The 17,263-nt window shown below is 62.6% G+C and carries 13 protein-coding genes; 2 read left to right on the top strand and 11 right to left on the bottom strand.

Features of this window, described 5'->3' with window-relative positions; translation table 11 throughout:
- The 10 genes from Q0C23_RS04630 to glpD form a co-directional block, all read right to left on the bottom strand.
- A partial coding sequence (locus Q0C23_RS04630) for a glycosyltransferase (RefSeq protein WP_291511214.1) occupies positions 1–823 on the bottom strand: 823 nt, incomplete at its 3' end.
- A complete protein-coding gene (locus Q0C23_RS04625; RefSeq protein WP_291511213.1) occupies positions 817–1,638 on the bottom strand; it encodes a bifunctional 2-polyprenyl-6-hydroxyphenol methylase/3-demethylubiquinol 3-O-methyltransferase UbiG in 822 nt (273 codons plus the stop codon). The genes Q0C23_RS04630 and Q0C23_RS04625, both read right to left, overlap by 7 nt.
- A gap of 1 nt (position 1,639) precedes the next feature.
- Positions 1,640–3,145 carry a flippase gene (locus tag Q0C23_RS04620; RefSeq protein ID WP_291511212.1) on the bottom strand — a complete coding sequence of 502 codons (1,506 nt, stop codon included), beginning with the start codon at positions 3,143–3,145 and terminating at the stop codon, positions 1,640–1,642.
- 1 nt (position 3,146) lies between these two features.
- Positions 3,147–4,598, bottom strand: a complete 1,452-nt coding sequence (gene wbaP, locus Q0C23_RS04615) for an undecaprenyl-phosphate galactose phosphotransferase WbaP (RefSeq protein WP_291511211.1) — start codon at positions 4,596–4,598, stop codon at positions 3,147–3,149.
- A 237-nt stretch (positions 4,599–4,835) separates the two neighbouring features.
- A complete protein-coding gene (locus tag Q0C23_RS04610; RefSeq protein WP_291511210.1) occupies positions 4,836–7,232 on the bottom strand; it encodes a phosphoenolpyruvate--protein phosphotransferase in 2,397 nt (798 codons plus the stop codon).
- Positions 7,210–7,845: a dihydroxyacetone kinase subunit DhaL gene (gene dhaL / locus Q0C23_RS04605; protein WP_291511209.1), complete on the bottom strand. Its 636-nt coding sequence runs from the start codon at positions 7,843–7,845 to the stop codon at positions 7,210–7,212. Before dhaL ends, Q0C23_RS04610 begins: the two co-directional genes overlap by 23 nt.
- Positions 7,842–8,849 carry a dihydroxyacetone kinase subunit DhaK gene (gene dhaK / locus Q0C23_RS04600; RefSeq protein WP_291511208.1) on the bottom strand — a complete coding sequence of 336 codons (1,008 nt, stop codon included), beginning with the start codon at positions 8,847–8,849 and terminating at the stop codon, positions 7,842–7,844. The genes dhaL and dhaK overlap by 4 nt, the downstream gene beginning before the upstream one ends.
- Complete coding sequence (locus Q0C23_RS04595) at positions 8,846–9,844, bottom strand: MIP/aquaporin family protein (RefSeq protein ID WP_291511207.1); 999 nt, start codon at positions 9,842–9,844, stop codon at positions 8,846–8,848. The genes dhaK and Q0C23_RS04595 overlap by 4 nt, the downstream gene beginning before the upstream one ends.
- 21 nt (positions 9,845–9,865) lie before the next feature.
- Entirely contained in the window at positions 9,866–11,368 is a 1,503-nt protein-coding gene (glpK, locus tag Q0C23_RS04590) for a glycerol kinase GlpK (RefSeq protein ID WP_291511206.1), read from the bottom strand.
- A 21-nt stretch (positions 11,369–11,389) separates the two neighbouring features.
- Entirely contained in the window at positions 11,390–12,928 is a 1,539-nt protein-coding gene (gene glpD, locus Q0C23_RS04585; protein ID WP_291511205.1) for a glycerol-3-phosphate dehydrogenase, read from the bottom strand.
- A 307-nt stretch (positions 12,929–13,235) separates the two neighbouring features.
- On the opposite strand from glpD, the gene Q0C23_RS04580 reads away from it, so the two are divergent.
- Together Q0C23_RS04580 and Q0C23_RS04575 are read left to right on the top strand one after the other, a co-directional pair.
- Entirely contained in the window at positions 13,236–13,790 is a 555-nt protein-coding gene (locus tag Q0C23_RS04580; protein ID WP_291511204.1) for a hypothetical protein, read from the top strand.
- A gap of 140 nt (positions 13,791–13,930) precedes the next feature.
- Positions 13,931–16,738: an EAL domain-containing protein gene (locus tag Q0C23_RS04575; RefSeq protein ID WP_291511203.1), complete on the top strand. Its 2,808-nt coding sequence runs from the start codon at positions 13,931–13,933 to the stop codon at positions 16,736–16,738.
- Between the two features lie 82 nt (positions 16,739–16,820).
- On the opposite strand, the gene Q0C23_RS04570 is transcribed toward Q0C23_RS04575, so the two are convergent.
- A complete protein-coding gene (locus tag Q0C23_RS04570; protein WP_291511202.1) occupies positions 16,821–17,207 on the bottom strand; it encodes a DUF4168 domain-containing protein in 387 nt (128 codons plus the stop codon).
- Between the last annotated feature and the right edge of the window lie 56 nt (positions 17,208–17,263).

The raw sequence follows: 17,263 nt of genomic DNA, 5'->3' as shown, positions 1-17,263 counted from the left end.
CTGCACAGGCGGCAAGTACCTCCTTACCCTCGTCCTCCACGCCCAAGGTGGGTTTACTGGCTTCGATGTCTGCGCCCAAGTGGAAGTAGCCGATGGGTAGGGGCCGATCGCGCTGGCCCGGATGTTCTCTCAGCCAGTCCTGAACCTCGTCTGCCACGGCGCGAGAAACGCAGACGATTGTATCTGCGACCGTCATCACTCCAGTAAACCAGTCTGAGAAACCGATGTTATAAGCCTTGGGAAATAATTTCGGATTACTTAATGCGATGATATCGTGGATGGTAAAAATCACACGTAATCCCCGCTGCCTCAACACTGCCAGCGTGCGAAAGGGGTACGCCAAGTGGAGGTCGGGACAGAAAAAAATATCTCCAGACTTCACCACCACCGGAGGATCGTCAAGCTCTTGAGGACTCTTATCGGACAGACTAGCGAGAAATCTGTGCGCATAACAGAGTCGACCTGCTGCGTCCGCATATACTGCCTCGACGACGTAGCCTGCTGGAGGATTGCGCAAAAGCTCCTGTAGGATGCTACGTACGACACGTTGAATGCCTGTATGAATATCGCGTAATACCAGTTCCGATATATCTATCAGAAGCCGGTGACCTTCGCAGGCCACCGTGCATGCATCACGAGCGCTTTTGTCGGATGCCAATACAATTGGGTTTTGGCCGATCAGTCTTCTCTTGAGCAGGTAAACCCAAACTCGCACTTCTTCCTCGAGCTTAGGAAACGGGCGTAAAATCCTCCGAGCGATAGCGATCGCTCGGGGATTTGTCAGCGAAGCGCGCGCCAACTTTCTAATAGCGGCTCTCAACACGCTAGTCCATCCATTTTGCGTCCAATGACCGCATAAGAAAAATAAGCCCTGCTAGGATCACGGGACTGTTCATAGCTAAAGGCTAGCGGAGTGGTATAGATCACCTGCACGTCTTGAAATCCGTGCCACTGCATTAGAAATGCCAAAAAATCCGATGGAACTGGACGGGTGTGGGTAGGGTCGGTGTAAAAACTGTGGAAAGCTATGGGGTGCTTGACGTTGATGGTTTCTACCAACGCCACACCACCATATGCCAACGCCCGGTAGGCTGCTGATAAGAGTGCATGGATAGCTTCTGGGGGAATATGTTCAATAACTTCGATCATCGAGATGCCGGAAAAGCACTCGTTATGTTCATGTAAATAGCTGAGGGCATCGGCACAATAGGCATCAAGGCCCTGCTCTTTCGCCCTGGCGATCTCCGTGGCATTGCTATCAATGCCTTGCGCGCGAATACCACGAGCAGTCAAGAATTGGATAAATTCACCGGCGCCGCAGCCTATATCTAGAAATGGCAAGGTATGGCCTTTGGGTAGATGAGGCAAATAGGCGGCATACTGCTGTGCCAGGCCTTGTTCATAACCTTCTGCCCATATTTCGCTAAAATAACTATAAAACTCTTCCTCCTGGCGATCCGGATCGGGAGCGTGACCGATACGTGCTATGGCGCGTTCCAGAAATGGTTCCGCAGGTAAGGTGTGGGAGAACGGTAAGGGGTAACTGCTCCGCCCCAGGAGTGCGGCAAGCCACTTGAGCGGACCAAACAAGGGTGTTTTGCGGATGGCCGCTTTGATTCTGTCCATGGGGGCGGTCATGTTACCACTCCGAGGAATGCGGAGACAGTGCGGATTTTCGCCAGAATGTCATGCGAACGCGTAGCGCTACCGGCAGCAGGTAGTAGGATGTGCCCAGGGAAACCGCGAGAATAGCCCCCCCCATTGGAATGACCAGAGATGCGGGCAGCGCGACAGACGCGATGAGCGCGGCGGCGATGACGGGGATCAAGGTAAGGCTGATGGCTCGCCCGTAGGTTTTGGTGGTGCCCGTGGCCACGAAACAAAAAATGGCGTCTGCACTGCTCCGTATCGCCCAGGCCAGTGCCGCTCCCACGATGCCCAGCCAGGCGATCAGTGCCCAGAGAATGAGCAGAAACGGTACGAGTTCTGTCAGATAAAATTTGGTCATGAGATCGGGACGGCCTTGGGCGGGCATGTATGCATAGGGGATATAAGCAGGGCCATTGATCCAGATGCCCAGCAGCAAAATGATGGCCACCGGGGCCATCTTTGCCGCGAGGTCCGCGCCGATCCAGAGGATGAGGAAGGGGTGCATGAGCAGGATGGCGAGGACGATGAAAGGGGTCTGGATAGCGGTAAGAGCGATGACGGCTTGGCGCAAAAGCCTTTTAGCGTCCTCCCCTTGCGCCTGCGAAAAACGCGGAAAGAGGGTGGTGCTGAGGGCGTAGGGCAGATAGGTGAGACGTTGGGTAAGATTGAACGGTACCGTGTAGGCGGTGACGGCGGCGGCGCCGAGACGCGCGCCGATGAGGATACGGTCAAGGATGGTAAGTAGTGGAATGACGGCACCGGAAACACTCACCCACCCGCCAAAGCGCAGAAGCGGGCCGATCTCCGAGCGCTGCGGCTGCGGCCACCCCAGGAAAGGTAGCCTGAGTGCCGTCAACCAGAACATCACCAATACCCCCAGAAGGCGTCCGGCGAGCGCGGCGGCGACGAGGGTGGCGATGCTGCCATGCCCGAGGACGACGCTCAGAAGCGGAAAGGTCTGGAGGCCGATGACGCCGATGATCTGGCTGACATTGAGGGAGAGGAAGGCTTGGCGCGCTTCGAGGGTGCCCGCCAGGACGGAGATGAGGGCAATCAGGGGCACAATGGCGGCGAGCCAGGGGATGGCCTTCTGGGCCTCGCCACGCAGTGCGGCTGGTATCTGGAAAATCTCCGCAAAGAGCCAGTGACCGAGGAAATAGAGGATGATTCCGCCCAATACGCCCATGCCCGCGCTGAGAATGAACGCTGTCCAGAAGGTGCGGTTGCGCTCTGCCCTGTCCTCTTGACGTGCTATGCGCTGTGCAACGGCTCGTCCGAGTCCAAGATCGAAGGCGCCGAAGTAGCCCAGGAGGGTAAACGCGAGGAGAAGCACACCGTAGCGCACCTCCCCGATGAGCCGTAGATACCAGGGGACGGTGACGAGTCCCACAATGGTGGGGACCAGCAGGCCCGAGAGGTTGATCAAGGTCGAATGGGCGATGCGCGGCGAGCTGGGTGTATCGCCAGCAGTCTCCGTAGCGCGCTTGGAACTCAATTCAGTAGGCCCCTTCCCGCCGAAACACGACGCGCACCGTCCGCAGTAGAATCACGATATCGTACCAGAGTGTCCAGTTGCGTACATACCAGGCGTCGAGATTGCTGCGGTCGGCAAAGCTGGTCTCGGAACGGCCGCTGACCTGCCAGAGGCCCGTGATGCCGGGATTCACCAAGGTGTACAAGGCGATGTTGTCGCCGTAGCGGCTGAGTTCCCGGGCGAGGAGCGGCCGCGGGCCTACCAGGCTCATTTCGCCGCGCAGGACGTTGAAGAGTTGGGGCAGTTCGTCGAGGCTGCTTCGGCGCAGAAAGCGACCGATGCGGGTGATTCGGGGGTCATCGCGCAGTTTGAAGTTGTGCTGGTACTCGGCGGCGAGAGTGGGTTTTTCCAAGAGGTACTGCTGCAGGCGTGCCTCAGCATCGGGGACCATGCTGCGGAATTTGAGACACCAGAAAGGCTTGCCATTGCGACCGACCCGTTCTTGACGAAAGAGCACCGGCCCACCATCCTCCGCGCGGATGCGCCAGGCAATCCAGAGAAGCAGGGGGCTCAAGAGTAGCGTGAGTGCTGCTGCGGTCAGTACGTCAAAGACGCGTTTGACCAGGCGGGGCCCGGGTCGTGCCAGGTTGTCGCGCACCCGCAGCATGAAAACTTCGTGGCTGAAAAAGTGCATCACCTCCAGACCATAGAGCGGAAGGCCTCGCAGGGCGGGGGCGATGGCAAGATTGGGGTAATAGAGCCCCAGAAGGCGCAGGAGATCCTGCTGGATTTGCCAATGGTTATTGTCCAGGGCGAGGACGACCTGGGGGCTGCCGAGGGTGCGCAAGGTGGCCAGAGGATCGCGGCCGAGGGCAAGGACGGTGGGTTGGAAGGCGTTGGCCGGCGATGGCTTGGGCGGGATCTCTTCGGGGCTCAGTAGCCAGCGCACCTCGTAGCCCAGCAGGGTGTCGCTTTGTATGGCGCGCATGGCCTCAAGGGCGTTGGCGCCGGTGCCGATGATGGCGACGGGGCGACTCCACAGCCCCAGGCGGCGAAAGATCCAGCGCTGCAGCAAGCGCAAACCGGGCAGGAGGAGCAGGGCGAGGAGCCATGCGGAAAAGAGCCAGAGGCGGGACAAGGGCCATTTGCCGCTGAAGGCGATGGCGGCGTTGAGACCGAGGAGCACCGTGAAGACGGTGATGATGTCGCCCACCTCGTCCCAAAAGACCTTGCGGCGGGCGTAATGACCTTTGAGGAGAAAGGCCAGGATGCCCAAACTTGCAAGGAAAAGGAAAAGCAGGATATTGACTTCGGCCAGGCTGCCCCACCAACTGGCCAGGACCCGCAAGGGACTCTCGCCGTAGTAAAACGCGTGGGACAATCGGCTGAAGTAGACCGCCAGGGCGAAGGCCAAGAGGTCTCCCAGAGCCAAAGACCAAGGAATCCAAGGGGATGGATTACGGGCGGCAGCCATCAGCGTTCCAGCTCTCGGGGGCGACCCCCACCGTAATTATGAAGCCGCACCCGCCTAAATCCCCTGTACTTTTGGATAGGCCGCAACCCGCGTCACGGCTGAACTTCCGGACTGTGAGTGAAGTCGTGAAGGGTCTGGATCATTGTGGCACTGAGGGACATGGTTGGCGTTTCCTAGGGTCTATCGCGCAACAGCTTACCACAGCATGCGGGAGAGGGTCTGAGGACCCGGCCAAACTCAGTTTCCGAGCTTGCCATCCCCCCGCAGAGCCCTCACCAAGGCAGGCAAGAGCGCCGGCGCCATGGACAGGCGACGGATACCTTGGGCGATGAAGGTGCGGGCCATGTTGGGGTCGGCGGCGGCCTCGCCACAGACGGAAACGGGCCTGTGCTTCTGCCTCGCGACTCTGGCGCAGAGTTCCAGTAGGGCGGCGCCCCCGCTCTCCTCGATCTCGCAGAGATCCCCTTGCTCGCGGTCTACGGCCCAGGTGTATTGGCCCAAGTCATTGCTCCCAATGGAGAAGAAATCGGCCAAGGGGACAAAATCGTCGATGCGCAGCGCCACGGCAGGCACTTCGACCATGACCCCCAGGGGAATGGGCCAGCGGTGCGCCAGTCCTTCGGCGGTCAGCTCTTGGTGTACGGCTTCCAGGCGCGCGCGGGTGCGCGCGACTTCCTGGGGGATGGTGACCATGGGCAGCAGCAGGCGCAGATCGCGGCCATGGCCGGCACGTAGGACGGCACGCAGATGCTGGTGAAAGAAGTCCGGCCGACGCTCCAGGGCTCGAATCCCGCGCAGGCCCAGTGCGGGATTGGGTTCGCGGTCAAGCTGCAGGAATGGAAAAGGCTTATCGGCGCCGGCATCCAGCAGGCGTAGGACGACGGGAAGCTGCCCCAAAGGCTCCAGCAGCTCCGTGAACTGCTGGAGTTGTTCTGTCTCCGAAGGCGCTCGGCTTGCACCCAGGAAGAGCATTTCGCTGCGCAGCAGTCCCACCCCCTTTACCCCAAGGGCGGCGGCCTGTTCCGCCTCGGCGCGGCTGGATACATTGGCCCAGAGCTCGACGACGCTCCCGTCTTCGAACGTGAGTTGCCCAAGATCGCCGTGGTTGCTTTGCAGATCCGCGTCTGAGTGGGTTTTTGCCAGAAAGGTGGCGCGCACCGAGGCGGGTGGGTCGATCCAGTACTGAGCGGTATCGGCATCCATGGCGACCTCGGTACCATCGGCCACGTTTATCGCACCCAGACCCACCAGGTAAGGGATATGGGCGGCGCGCAGCACTATGGCGGCGTGAGAGCGGGGGCCGCCGCGGCGATCCAAGACCCCCAGCACCCGGTCCGGAGAGAGTCTGCGGGCAAGGGAGGGCGGCAGATCGTCGGCGAGGAGGATATATCCCTTCCTATCGGGCAGCTGCCATTCCGCAGCGAGCCCCAGGGCCTGGAGAACCCGCAGGCTGAGGTCATCCAGATCGCTGAGGCGGGCGCGCAGGATAGGGTCGCGGATGCGCTCCAGTTCGGTGCGGACCGTCTGTACTGCGGCGATCCAGGCGGCGGGGGCGCTGAGCCCTTGGGTGCGGATGCGATGTTCCGTCTCGCGCCGCAGCGCCGGGTCTTGCAGAAAGAGTCCCTGCGCGGCGAGGATATCGCCTTGCGGCCGTTCTCCCTCTACCTGTGCCCAGGCCTTGTGGATCCGGGCGAGCTCCGCCTCGGGATCGTCGGCGGTAGGGGGCAGGGCAAAAGCTTGCGGCTGCCGCAATGTGTAGATGGGTCCCATGGCCCGACCCGGTACCGCTGTGCGCGGTCGGGTGCCTAGGGGCTCTGCCTCGGTGGCCGCCACGGCCGGGGCTTGGCCAGAGCCATCCGGGTTGGTGGAGTTGAGCGCCGCCACCATGGCGGCAAGCTGCTCTCGCGCATCGGCACCACCGGCGTAGAGGCGGATTCTCTCTCCTTGGCGCAGCTCTTCGCGCAACAGCCGGCTCAGGCTGTCCAGTGGAATGAGACGGTCGCTGCCCGCGCGGGCGAGGTAGCCCTCGTCGGCCTTCTGCGCAGCGCGCAGGAGGGCTGCAGCAGGGCGGAGGTGAAGACCGGCGGGGTCCGTGAGAGTCAGCTCTGCCTGAGCAAGGTTCTGGATGTGCTCGGAGCCGGACGATTCACGGGGTGCCGACGCCTGCGGCGCTGTGGCAGGGTCGGCGGGTGTCAGCTGCTCTACCTTGCTGGCAAGAGCCTGGCGCGCCTCGTGGCAGACCTGTTGGGCGTCTCTACACCCCGCCGCTGCTATGGCCGCCGCCAGGGCACCCTCGACATAGGGAGCGGGGCAGAGGGTGACCCGCCCTTGTGGATCCGTGTCCAGTAGGGAGATGGCGGTTTGCGCGCTCAGCAGTGCGCTGCCCAGATCCAGCAGGACCACGGTCCCGGCAGGGCTGTCCAGCTCCTGGAGCATGCTCAGGATGTGGGTTGCGTCCGTGCCCAGTTCCTCGCCCCGCTCGCCCGCACCGGCGGCGATGCCCACCCGCAGCTCGGGGGCCACTTGCCGTAGCAGGGTCAATAGGGCCTCGGCCATGGGCCGGCTGTGGCCTACCAGCAGCAGGGCGACCTTGCCTTGCCGCGCCTGGAATTCAGGCGGCGCTGTCGTCGTCACGCGCCAGGCACTCCAGCAAGAGGGTCGCCGATGCAGCGCCCGGGTCGGCGTGCCCCTGGGAGCGCTCCCCGAGATAACTGGCTCGGCCCTTGCGAGCGATGAGGGGTATGGTGGCCTCCAGGCCGTGGCGTGCCGCTGCGGCGGCCGCCCTCAGATCGGCACCCTGCTGCAGGCGCTCGATGGCGGGGGCGAGAGCGTCCACCATGGTTTTGTCGCCCTTTTCCGCCTTACCCAGGCGCTGCAGGCCCTGAAGTCCTGCCGTGAGGGCTTGGGCAAGGGTTTGCAGGTCGACGCTTTTGCGTTCCTGGGGTAAAGCTTTCGCTGTTTCCAGGAAAAAGGTGCCGTAGAGGGGGCCGGATGCACCGCCCACGGAGCCGATGAGAGTCATGCCCACTAGTTTGAAAAGGGCAGGGATGTCCTCGGGTGGCGCGCTCTGGAGTTTTTCCTGGACCTTGCTGAAGCCGCGAAAGAGGTTGCTACCGTGATCGGCATCGCCGATGGCCGCATCCAGGGCATTGAGGGATTCTTTCTCGCTGGCCAGACGCGTCTGCACGCAATCCAACCAGCGTTCCAGGCGACTTTGCTCCAAGACGGGGTCCAGAGTGGTCGTCATCGCGCTAGACCCCAGCACAGCGCCGGTGTGCGCACCGGTGCATCCCAGTAGCCCCGTAACTCCGGGGTGAGGCGTAACAGGGTGAGGGCCACACCGGCCATGTCCAGACTGGTCATGAGGGGGCCTATCAGACGACGACTCACCTTGAGGCCGTGCTGGTTGGCGAGCTGCTCGGCGGCGCGGTGGACGATGTAGAGTTCCAGCAGTGGAGTAGCGCCCAGGCTGTCCGTGAACAGCAGTACCTCATCGCCGCGCGCAAAGGGCAGATCCTGCAGGATAGGCTCCAGGAGCATCTGTGTCAGTGTATCCGCTGACGCCATGGGGATGCGGCTGCGCCCCGGTTCGCCGTGGATGCCGATCCCGAACTCGACCTCGTCGTCTTTGAGGGTGAAGCTGGCCTGGCCCGCCTGGGGGTTGGTGCAGGGGCTGAGGGCCAGGCCCATGGAGCGGGCCGACGCGTTGACCTCGCGGCCGATGCGGGCGACCTGCGCCAGGGGCAGGCCGGCTGCTGCGGCGGCACCGCAGATCTTCTCTGCCAGCACCGTGGCGCCCACACCGCGGCGACCGGCGGTGTAGAGGGAGTCGGTAACGGCCACGTCATCGTCCATGAGTACCGTCTCCGTGGGGATGCCGGCGTCGGCCAGGAGCTCTGTGGCCATCTGGAAGTTGAGCACGTCGCCCGTGTAGTTCTTGACGATGAGCAGTACGCCGGCACCGCCGTGCACGGCCTGGGCGGCGGCAACGATCTGATCCGGCGTGGGGCTGGTGAAGACCTCGCCGGGGCAAGCCGCGTCCAGCATGCCGGGGCCCACCAAACCACCGTGCATGGGTTCGTGCCCGGAGCCGCCGCCGGAAACGAGGGCGACCTTACCTTGCACCGGAGCGTCCGCGCGTAGGACGAAGCGCGGATCCTGCTCCACCCGGATGAGGTCGGCGTGGGCCAGGGCCATGCCTTCCAGGGCTTCCCGGACGATGTCTTCGGGCCGATTGATGAGGGCTTTCATTGCGATGCTCCTTCCTTTGCCTTGCGCGCGTCCACTTCCTTGCGGACCTCCTCCAGCGCCGTCTGCAGCTTCTCCAGCTTGAAGCCGAGGCCGTGCTGCTCGACGTGGGGCTGCCGTTCCTGAAGCAGCTTGGCGCGGGCGCAGAGCGTGCGGCTGATGAACCAATCGTAGGCGAAAACCGCGATGCTCGCACCAATCAAGGGACCCAGGACGGGCACCCACCAGTAACCGTGAGGGCCGGGGAAGGCATTGGGCCCCCAGCCCGCCAGCCAGCAGAAGAGGCGCGGCCCGAAGTCGCGGGCCGGATTGATGGCATAGCCCGTGCCGGTACCGAAGGAGGCACCGATGGCGGCAACGGCCAGGCCTACCATGAACGGCGCCAGATTGGACCTCGGTCCCACGTTCATGTTGTCGATGATGGCGAAGACGAAGAGCACCAGAAAGAAGGTGGCGATAACCTGATCCAGGAGGGCGAGACCCATCTGGTTCTGGTAGTAGGCCGCCGGGAAGGTGGCAAAGATGCTGAAGGTGGTCATGCCGGAAGGGTCGGCGCGACTGGCTACGTGGTGGGCCAGATTCCAGGCGTTGATGGCCTTGAAGTAGTCGAGAAAGACGATGGCCGCGCCCATGAAGCAGCCGGCAACCTGGGCAATCCAATAGGGGAGGACCTTGCGCCAGGGGAAATCCCCTTTGATGGCAAAGGCGAGGGTGACGGCGGGATTGATGTGTGCGCCGGTCACCCCGCCTGCCACGTAGATGGCCATGATCACCGCAAAGGCCCAGCCCCAGACGATGAGCATCCAACCACCGGCGCCCTGGAAGATCACCAGGGTACGATCGGATTCCGTCAGACCAACCACTGCCACCGCGACGCAGCCGGCGCCAAAGGCGAGCAGAACGAAGCACCCAAAGAATTCGGCGAGCATCTCCGACCAGATGGATTCGGCGCGCCAGCCGGTTTTGACGCCATAGAGTGGATCTGCATGTGTTGCCATGATGGTTTTCCTCCTCGTCTCTCACTCCACCCAGGCAAAGGACCTTTCCACCGCCTTCTTCCAGGAACGGTAGAGACGGGTGCGCTCGGACTCGGCCATGGCCGGTTCCCATTCTCGGTCCACACCCCAGTTGCTTTGCAGGTCGTCCAGGCTTTTCCAGTAGCCGACGGCGAGTCCGGCGGCGTAGGCGGAGCCCAGGGCCGTGGTCTCGATCATCTTGGGCCGGATCACCGGCTTGGCCAGGATGTCCGCCTGAAACTGCATAAGCAGTTCGTTGACCACCATGCCGCCGTCGCTGCGCAGGCGTCGCAGGGGAATGCCGCTGTCCTGCTCCATCGCCTCCACCACATCGCGCACCTGGTAGGCGGTGGATTCCAGCGCCGCGCGGGCGATGTGGGCCTTGGTGGCAAAGCGGGTGAGGCCGGCGATGATGCCGCGGGCATCGTCCCGCCAGTAAGGCGCATAGAGACCGGAAAAGGCGGGCACGAAGTACACGTCGCCGTTGTCCGGAACGCTGCGGGCCAGGGGTTCGATCTGGCCGGCGACGTCAAAGAGGCGCAGGTTGTCCCGCAGCCACTGCACCAGGGCGCCGGTGATGGCGATGGCACCCTCCAGGGCATAGACCGGCGCTTGCTGGGCCAGCTGGTAGGCGACGGTGGAGAGCAGGCCGGCCTTGGAGCGTACCAGTTCCGTGCCGGTGTTCATGAGCAGAAAGGAGCCGGTGCCATAGGTATTCTTGGCCGCGCCGGGGCGGAAGCAGGTCTGGCCGAAAAGCGCTGCCTGCTGGTCGCCGAGCATGCCCGCCAGGGGGGTGCCGCGCAGGGGGGCACAGCACATCTCGCCGTAGACCATGGAAGAGGGCAGGATCTCAGGCAGGCACTCCGCCGGGATCCGGAAATCTTGGAGCAGGTCGGGGTCCCAGCGACAGCTGGCGAGATCCATGAGCATGGTGCGACTGGCATTGCTGACATCGGTGATATGGCGCCCCCCCTTGGGTCCGCCGGTGAGCTGCCAGGCTAGCCAGGTGTTGATGTTGCCAAAGAGGGCGTCGCCCCGCTCCACGGCGGCACGAGCACCTGGAACATTCTCTAGGATCCAGGCGAGCTTGAGCCCGGAAAAGTATGTGGCCAGCGGCAGGCCGGTGCGCTCTCGGTAGCGATCCTGGCCGCCGTCTCGGGCGAAACGCTGCACCAAGGCGTCGTTGCGGGTATCCATCCACACCAGAGCATTGGTCAGCGGCACACCGCTATGGCGGTCCCAGAGCACGGTGGTTTCCCGCTGGTTGGTGATGCCCACGGCCAGCAGGTTCTCGGCGCTCAGTTTGGCCCGTGCCAGGGCGGCGCCGATGACCTCATTGGTGTTGTCCAGGATTTCCATGGGGTCGTGCTCGACCCAGCCGGGTTGGGGATAGATCTGCTTGTGCTCTTTCTGCGCCGAGGTGATGACCTTGCCCTGGCGGTCGAAGACCATGAAGCGGGTACTGGTGGTTCCTTGGTCGATGGCTCCCACAAATTGATCGGACACGATACCGCTCCTTCACGGGGTTCAACCCCGTCGTTGCCTGGTAGTTGGATGGTTCTCCTTTCCTTCTTTCCGAGCGCGCAGATACTGCGCCAATCGCACGCCCGATTCCTCGGGCAGGTGCAAGGCCAATTTGGAACGACGCCAGAGGATATCCTCGGCTTCCTGGGCGAATTCCTGGTCACAGAGGTAGTCCACCTCGGCCTGGGTCAGGCCGCCTCCGAAATCCACGCCCAGGTCACCCAAACTTTGGGCTCCCCGGAGCCAGAGCTCAGCGCGGCTGCCGTAGGCTCGCGCTAAGCGCCAAGCAAGCTCCGGCGCGAGGAATGGATAGCGCTGGCCAAGGTCGTGGGCGAAGTCGGCAAAGGTACGCCCGCCCAGATCCCCTCCCGGCAGGGCACGGGACGCGGTCCAGGGAGCCCTGTCCGCAAACTGCAGAACGGGTTGTAGCAGGCTCAGCGCGTGTTCCGCCAGACGACGATAAGTGGTGATCTTGCCACCGAATACGGACAGAAGTGGCGGGTGTCCGTCGTCCTGCAGGTCGAGGACGTAATCGCGGGTGACGGCCGAGGCGTTGGCGGCGTGATCGTCGTACAGGGGACGGACGCCGGCATAGCTGCGCACCACGTCTTCTGGATGTACGGCGCGGCGGAAATAGCGGTTGACGCTGTCGCAGAGGTACTGGGTTTCTTCGGCGGAGATGGTCAGGGATGCTGGATCCCCTTCATAGGGGATGTCGGTGGTGCCGATGAGAGTGAATCGGTGCTCGTAAGGGATGGCAAAAACGATGCGTTTATCCGGGTTTTGCAGGATAAAGGCGAACTCGCCCTCATAGAGCCGCGGTACGATGATGTGGCTGCCCTTGACCTTGCGCACGGTCTTGTCCGTTTGCAGTCCCAGTGGGCCGTGGAGGACGTCCCCCACCCAAGGGCCCGCGGCGTTGACGAGGACGCGAGCGCTGATCTCACTGCCGTGGCCATCACCGCGATGCCGCAACTGAGCACGCCAGCGGCCGCCTTCCGCCGAGGCTTTTTCGAGGCGGGTGCGGGTCAGGATCTGCGCGCCGTGGGCAGCGGCGTCCATGGCGTTCAATACCACCAGGCGGCTATCCTCTACCCAGCAGTCGGAGTAGCTGAATCCGTGCCGGTAGCTGCTCTGAAGCACCTCGGCTGCCGGATGCGGCCCAAAGCGAAGCGGCTTGGATGCCGGCAGGGTCTGGCGCGGGGCAAGATGATCGTAGAGCCACAGGCCGGCACGGATTTTCCAGCGGGAGCGGCTGCCCGGTCCCTCCGGGAGCACAAACTCCAATGGCCAGATGATGTGCGGCGCGATGGCCAACAGGCGTTCGCGTTCCATGAGCGCCTCGCGAACCAGACGAAATTCGTAGTACTCCAGATAACGAAGCCCGCCGTGAATGAGCTTGGTGCTGGCCGACGAGGTGTGGGAGGCGAGATCGTCCTGTTCCACCAGCGCCACGCTGAGACCGCGTCCGGCGGCATCCCGCGCGATACCGGCGCCGTTGATGCCCCCGCCCACTACTAAAATGTCGAAATCCTGGGTCACAACGTCCCCCCGAGGACCGTGTTCACCGCCGCAGCGCTCAGAGGAGAGCCTCTTGCCGATTGTGGAAAGCCCCGGGGTGCGGTGGACGCGCTCGCTCCTCTTGTCACGATTGTCAGGCTATCGCCCTAGGTATAGTCCTCTGCGGAGAGCTTCGCCAATGAGTAAGGTAGCGAATACTCATGGAGCGGATTCACGCTTTCGCGAACGCAAGCGCCATCGCCTTTGACTAAATACCGACCGATCGGTATGATAATAAGAGCGGGCCGACTCACTTGGCGTTCAGCCCGCGTTGTCCTAATTAAGCGGAATGCGAAAGGAGCAAATTGCGATGGACCTAAAACTTACCCCTCCGGAACAGGCACAAGGCGAACTAGCGCAAATCTATGGCGAGATACAAAAAGCTTTTGGCGGAGTGCCCGAAGGTTTGCAGCTCTTTGGCGTGAGTCCCGCGCTTTTGCGCAGTCAATGGCAAAATCTGGGATATTTTGGTCAGCATCCGCATCTGTCTGCCAATTTCTTGGCTTTGTTGCGATATATCCTGTCGGAAGAAGGCAACTGCAAATTTTGTATTGGGTTTAATGAGGCATTGCTCCTCAATGCCGGATTCAGCAAGGAGGCCATCGCCAAGGCGCGCAAGCAACCGGCGCAGGGTCCATTGACAGATCGGGAAAATGCCCTTCTGGACTATGTCCTCAAAGCGGTGCATGATCCACACAGTGTCGGCGCAAAAGAGGTAGAGCAATTGCGCCGTCTGGGCTGGACGGATCAGGACATCTTCGATGCCGTGGTCCACGGAGCGCAGCATCAAGCCATCGATACCGTGTTCGAAACCTTCGGCGTAGCACCCTACCTGCCGTCCTGATCGGTGGGCAGGTCTCTGGACAGCCGAGACGGGAACACGGAGAGGTTTGGACCTGAGCTCGCTGGAAGGGGAGTGGAGCTATCTTAGATTCGGTAGTACAGGATAAGTCGGGTACGGTTCTCGACGGTGCCCGGGACCTCGTGGAAAGTCTTTGTCTCTTGGCTGAGAGATTGACGGAGGGAGCGCTGGCCTCGGTCATGCTGCTGGACGGCGACGGGGTTCTGCGCCTCTTTGCCGCGCCGAGCGTTCCGGAGGCGGCGCGCCTGCGTCTGGACGGCCTGCGTCCGGGGCCCGAGAGCGGCTCCTGTGGCAACGCCGTGCTGCGCAACGATTCCGTCTTCGTCAGCCAAACCTTGCGCGATCCGCGCTGGGCGGGGCTTCGGGATCTGGCTGAGGAATTCACCCTGCTGGCCTGCTGGTCCACCCCGATCCGCAACAGTTTCGGCAATGTTCTCGGCACTTTTGCCTTGTCGAGTTTCACCGAGCGCGCCCCGAATTCCGAGCAGGTGCGGATTCTGGAGAGCATCGCTGCCGTCATCGCCGAGGTGCTCTTCGAAGAGGAACGGGACGGGCGGGACCGTTGCTTTGCGGCGGCCCTGCGCGCCATCGACGAGGGCGTGCTGCTCACGGATGCCGAGCAGCGGGTGGTCTACGCCAACCCAGCCTTCCTGCGCCTCAGCGGCTATGAGCTGGACGATATCCTGGGCAAGAACTGCCGTTTCATGCAGGGACCCGATACGGATCCGGCCATGCGGCAGAGCCTGCGCAACGCCCTTGCCGAGGGTCGGGGTTTTCACGGCGAGCTCCTCAATTATCGCCGCGACGGCACGCCTTTCTGGAACGCTCTCAACATCAGCCCAGTGATGGACGCGCATGGACAGGTCACCCATTTCGTCTCGGTGCAGAGGGATGTGACCCAGTCTCGGGAAAAGGAACAGGAACTCCGTTTGTCGGCCCGAGCCTTCGAGTCCCAGGAAGGCATCATGATCACCGATGCGAAAAGGCGCATCGTCAAGGTCAATCAGGCCTTCACCCGCGTCACCGGGTACAGCTTGGAGGAGGTACGGGGCCTGACGCCGGCCATCCTGCATTCGGGCAAACAGGGCGCGGAGTTCTATGAGGCCATGTGGCGGCAGATCGAGCTGGAGGGAGCCTGGCAAGGGGAGATCTGGAATCGCCGCAAGAATGGCGAGGTCTATCCCGAGTTTCTGAGCATCACCGCTGTGCAGGACGGGAGCGGGCAGGTCAGCCACTATATCGCGCACTTTTTCGATACCAGCCATCAGAAGGCTCGCGAAGCGACCTTGGAGCGTCTGGCGCGCCACGATCCGCTGACGGATCTGCTCAATCGCCGCGCGCTGGACGAGGAACTGCTGCGGGCGCAACGTCGCGCCGATGCGGACGAGCGCCTTCTGGCGGTGGTGATGCTGGATCTGGACGATTTCAAGCCCATCAACGATCGCTACGGCCACGATCAGGGAGATGCCCTTTTGGTGCTGGTGGCCCAGCGACTGCGCGATCAGTTGCGCCGCAGCGATGCCATCGCCCGTCTGGGAGGCGACGAGTTTGTCCTGATACTGGAGGGACTGCGTCAGCTGGATGAGTTGGAGCCCATTCTCGACAAGGTTCAGCGGGCCCTGCGCCAGCCTTACCACCTGCGCGACGGGGTAGAAGCGCACATTGGCGTCAGCATGGGGATCAGCATCTATCCCTTTTCCGCCCAGGGGAATCTGGATGAGCTGCTGCGGGAGGCGGATCAGGCTCTGTTCGCCGCCAAACAGCAAAAGGGGCAGCGTCTGCGGCCTTGGTCCTTCTGGGAGGCTCCCCAAAGTGCCAAACGGCTCTACCCCCTGCGGGAACGCTTTCGCGTTCAGGGTGCCGAGGCCTGGTTTCAGCCCATCTGGGATCAGCAGACGGGCCGTGTGGTTGGGATCGAGGCGCTGGCGCGGATACGCGGGGAGGACGGCACCGTCCTCGCCCCTGGTGACTTCCTGCCCCAGTTCCAGGAAACCGACCTTTTCGACCTGTCTCAGCAGATCTTGCAGCAGTCCTTGGCCGCTCTGACTGCGCTGAGCGATCTGGACCCGGAGCTGTGGGTATCGGTGAACCTCGATCCTCAGCTCATCGGCGTCACCTGCCTCAAGTGCGTGCAGCACACGTTGCTGGGGCAGCGGGTCGCTCCTCATCGCGTGGTCTTCGAGCTGCTGGAGAGCGGGGACTTCCTCGATCGACGCCTGGCTCAGGATCATCTCCTGGATCTCAAGGCCATCGGTGTCCGACTGGCTTTGGACGACATCGGCAGCGGGTACTCCTCGCTCCTGCGTCTGAAGGAGCTACCCATCGACAAGATCAAGCTGGATCAGGCCTTCGTCCGGGGTTTGGAGGAGCGCCCCGGCGACCTGCATTTCGTCGAGGCCCTGCTGGAGTTGAGCTCCAGTCTCGATGTGGAGCTGGTGGCCGAAGGCGTGGAAACGGCGGCCATCCGTGACGCCGTGGCGGTATTGGGGGTGCGCTACCTGCAGGGATATGCCATCGCCCGCCCCATGCCCCTGGCCTCTCTGCGCGAGTTTCTCATATCCGGCTGCGCGCCGCTGCGGCAGACGGGGCAGCGCAGCCTGCTGGGGATCTATGCCGAGCAGATGACCGAACACGCGGTGTTGCGCAAGGCCCTGCGGCAGTCCTGGACCATCCTCGACCTGCCATCCCTGCGCGATCCCAGCAACTGCCCAACCTACCGGGATATCTGCCGCTTACCCGAGGCGCAAGCCCAAGGGATTCTCGCGGTGTATCGGGACTATCACGATGCCATTGCCGCTTTTGCGGACCGGGATGGGCAGCATTGGGTACAGCAGATGGAAGAGCTGGAAAAGCAACACCGCCGTTTGTCCAGCGCTCTGCTGGACGCCATTCACATCCCCGATGCCAGCCGTGTCGGGGGATCCGACTGAAACAAAAACCCCTACCGCGGGGTAGGGGTCTGCCGGGCCTAGCCTCCGGAGAGGGCAGGTGCCGAGGCGTGCTTGCTGCAGCTCAGCGCATGGCGCCTTCGACTTCCTTGGCAAAGGCGGGGTCCCTTTGGGTTTCCTGCAGGAGTTCGGTATAGCGCTGCGCCGTTAGATGGTGCTGCGCGAGGATGGAGTTGGTCTTGGCCATGTATTCGTTCTTGAGCTTTTCCTTCTGCGCGGGTGTCAGCTTGGGATTCATGGCCTCCTGATGTACCTGGTTGTTGAGCGCCTGCAGGTCCTTGACGGCACCGGCAAACTGGTGAAGCTGCGTGGGACTCAGCTGCGGGCTCGGGGCAGCGAAGGCGCTGGTGGCCAGGAGCAGGCTCGCGCCGGCGGCGAGGATGAGACCACCGAAACGGGTCGCGCTGTGCTGTGCTCGCGGGGAATGCTGCGTCGAAATCCTGTGCTTCATGAAGCCCTCCACTCTTGCATCGGTTCGAAAAAGAACTTTCTACCAGTATGATATAT

Origin of the sequence: Acidithiobacillus sp., assembly GCF_023256195.1 — a bacterium.
Classification (GTDB): domain Bacteria; phylum Pseudomonadota; class Gammaproteobacteria; order Acidithiobacillales; family Acidithiobacillaceae; genus Acidithiobacillus_A.
This window is presented reverse-complemented; position numbering and strand designations above follow the sequence as displayed.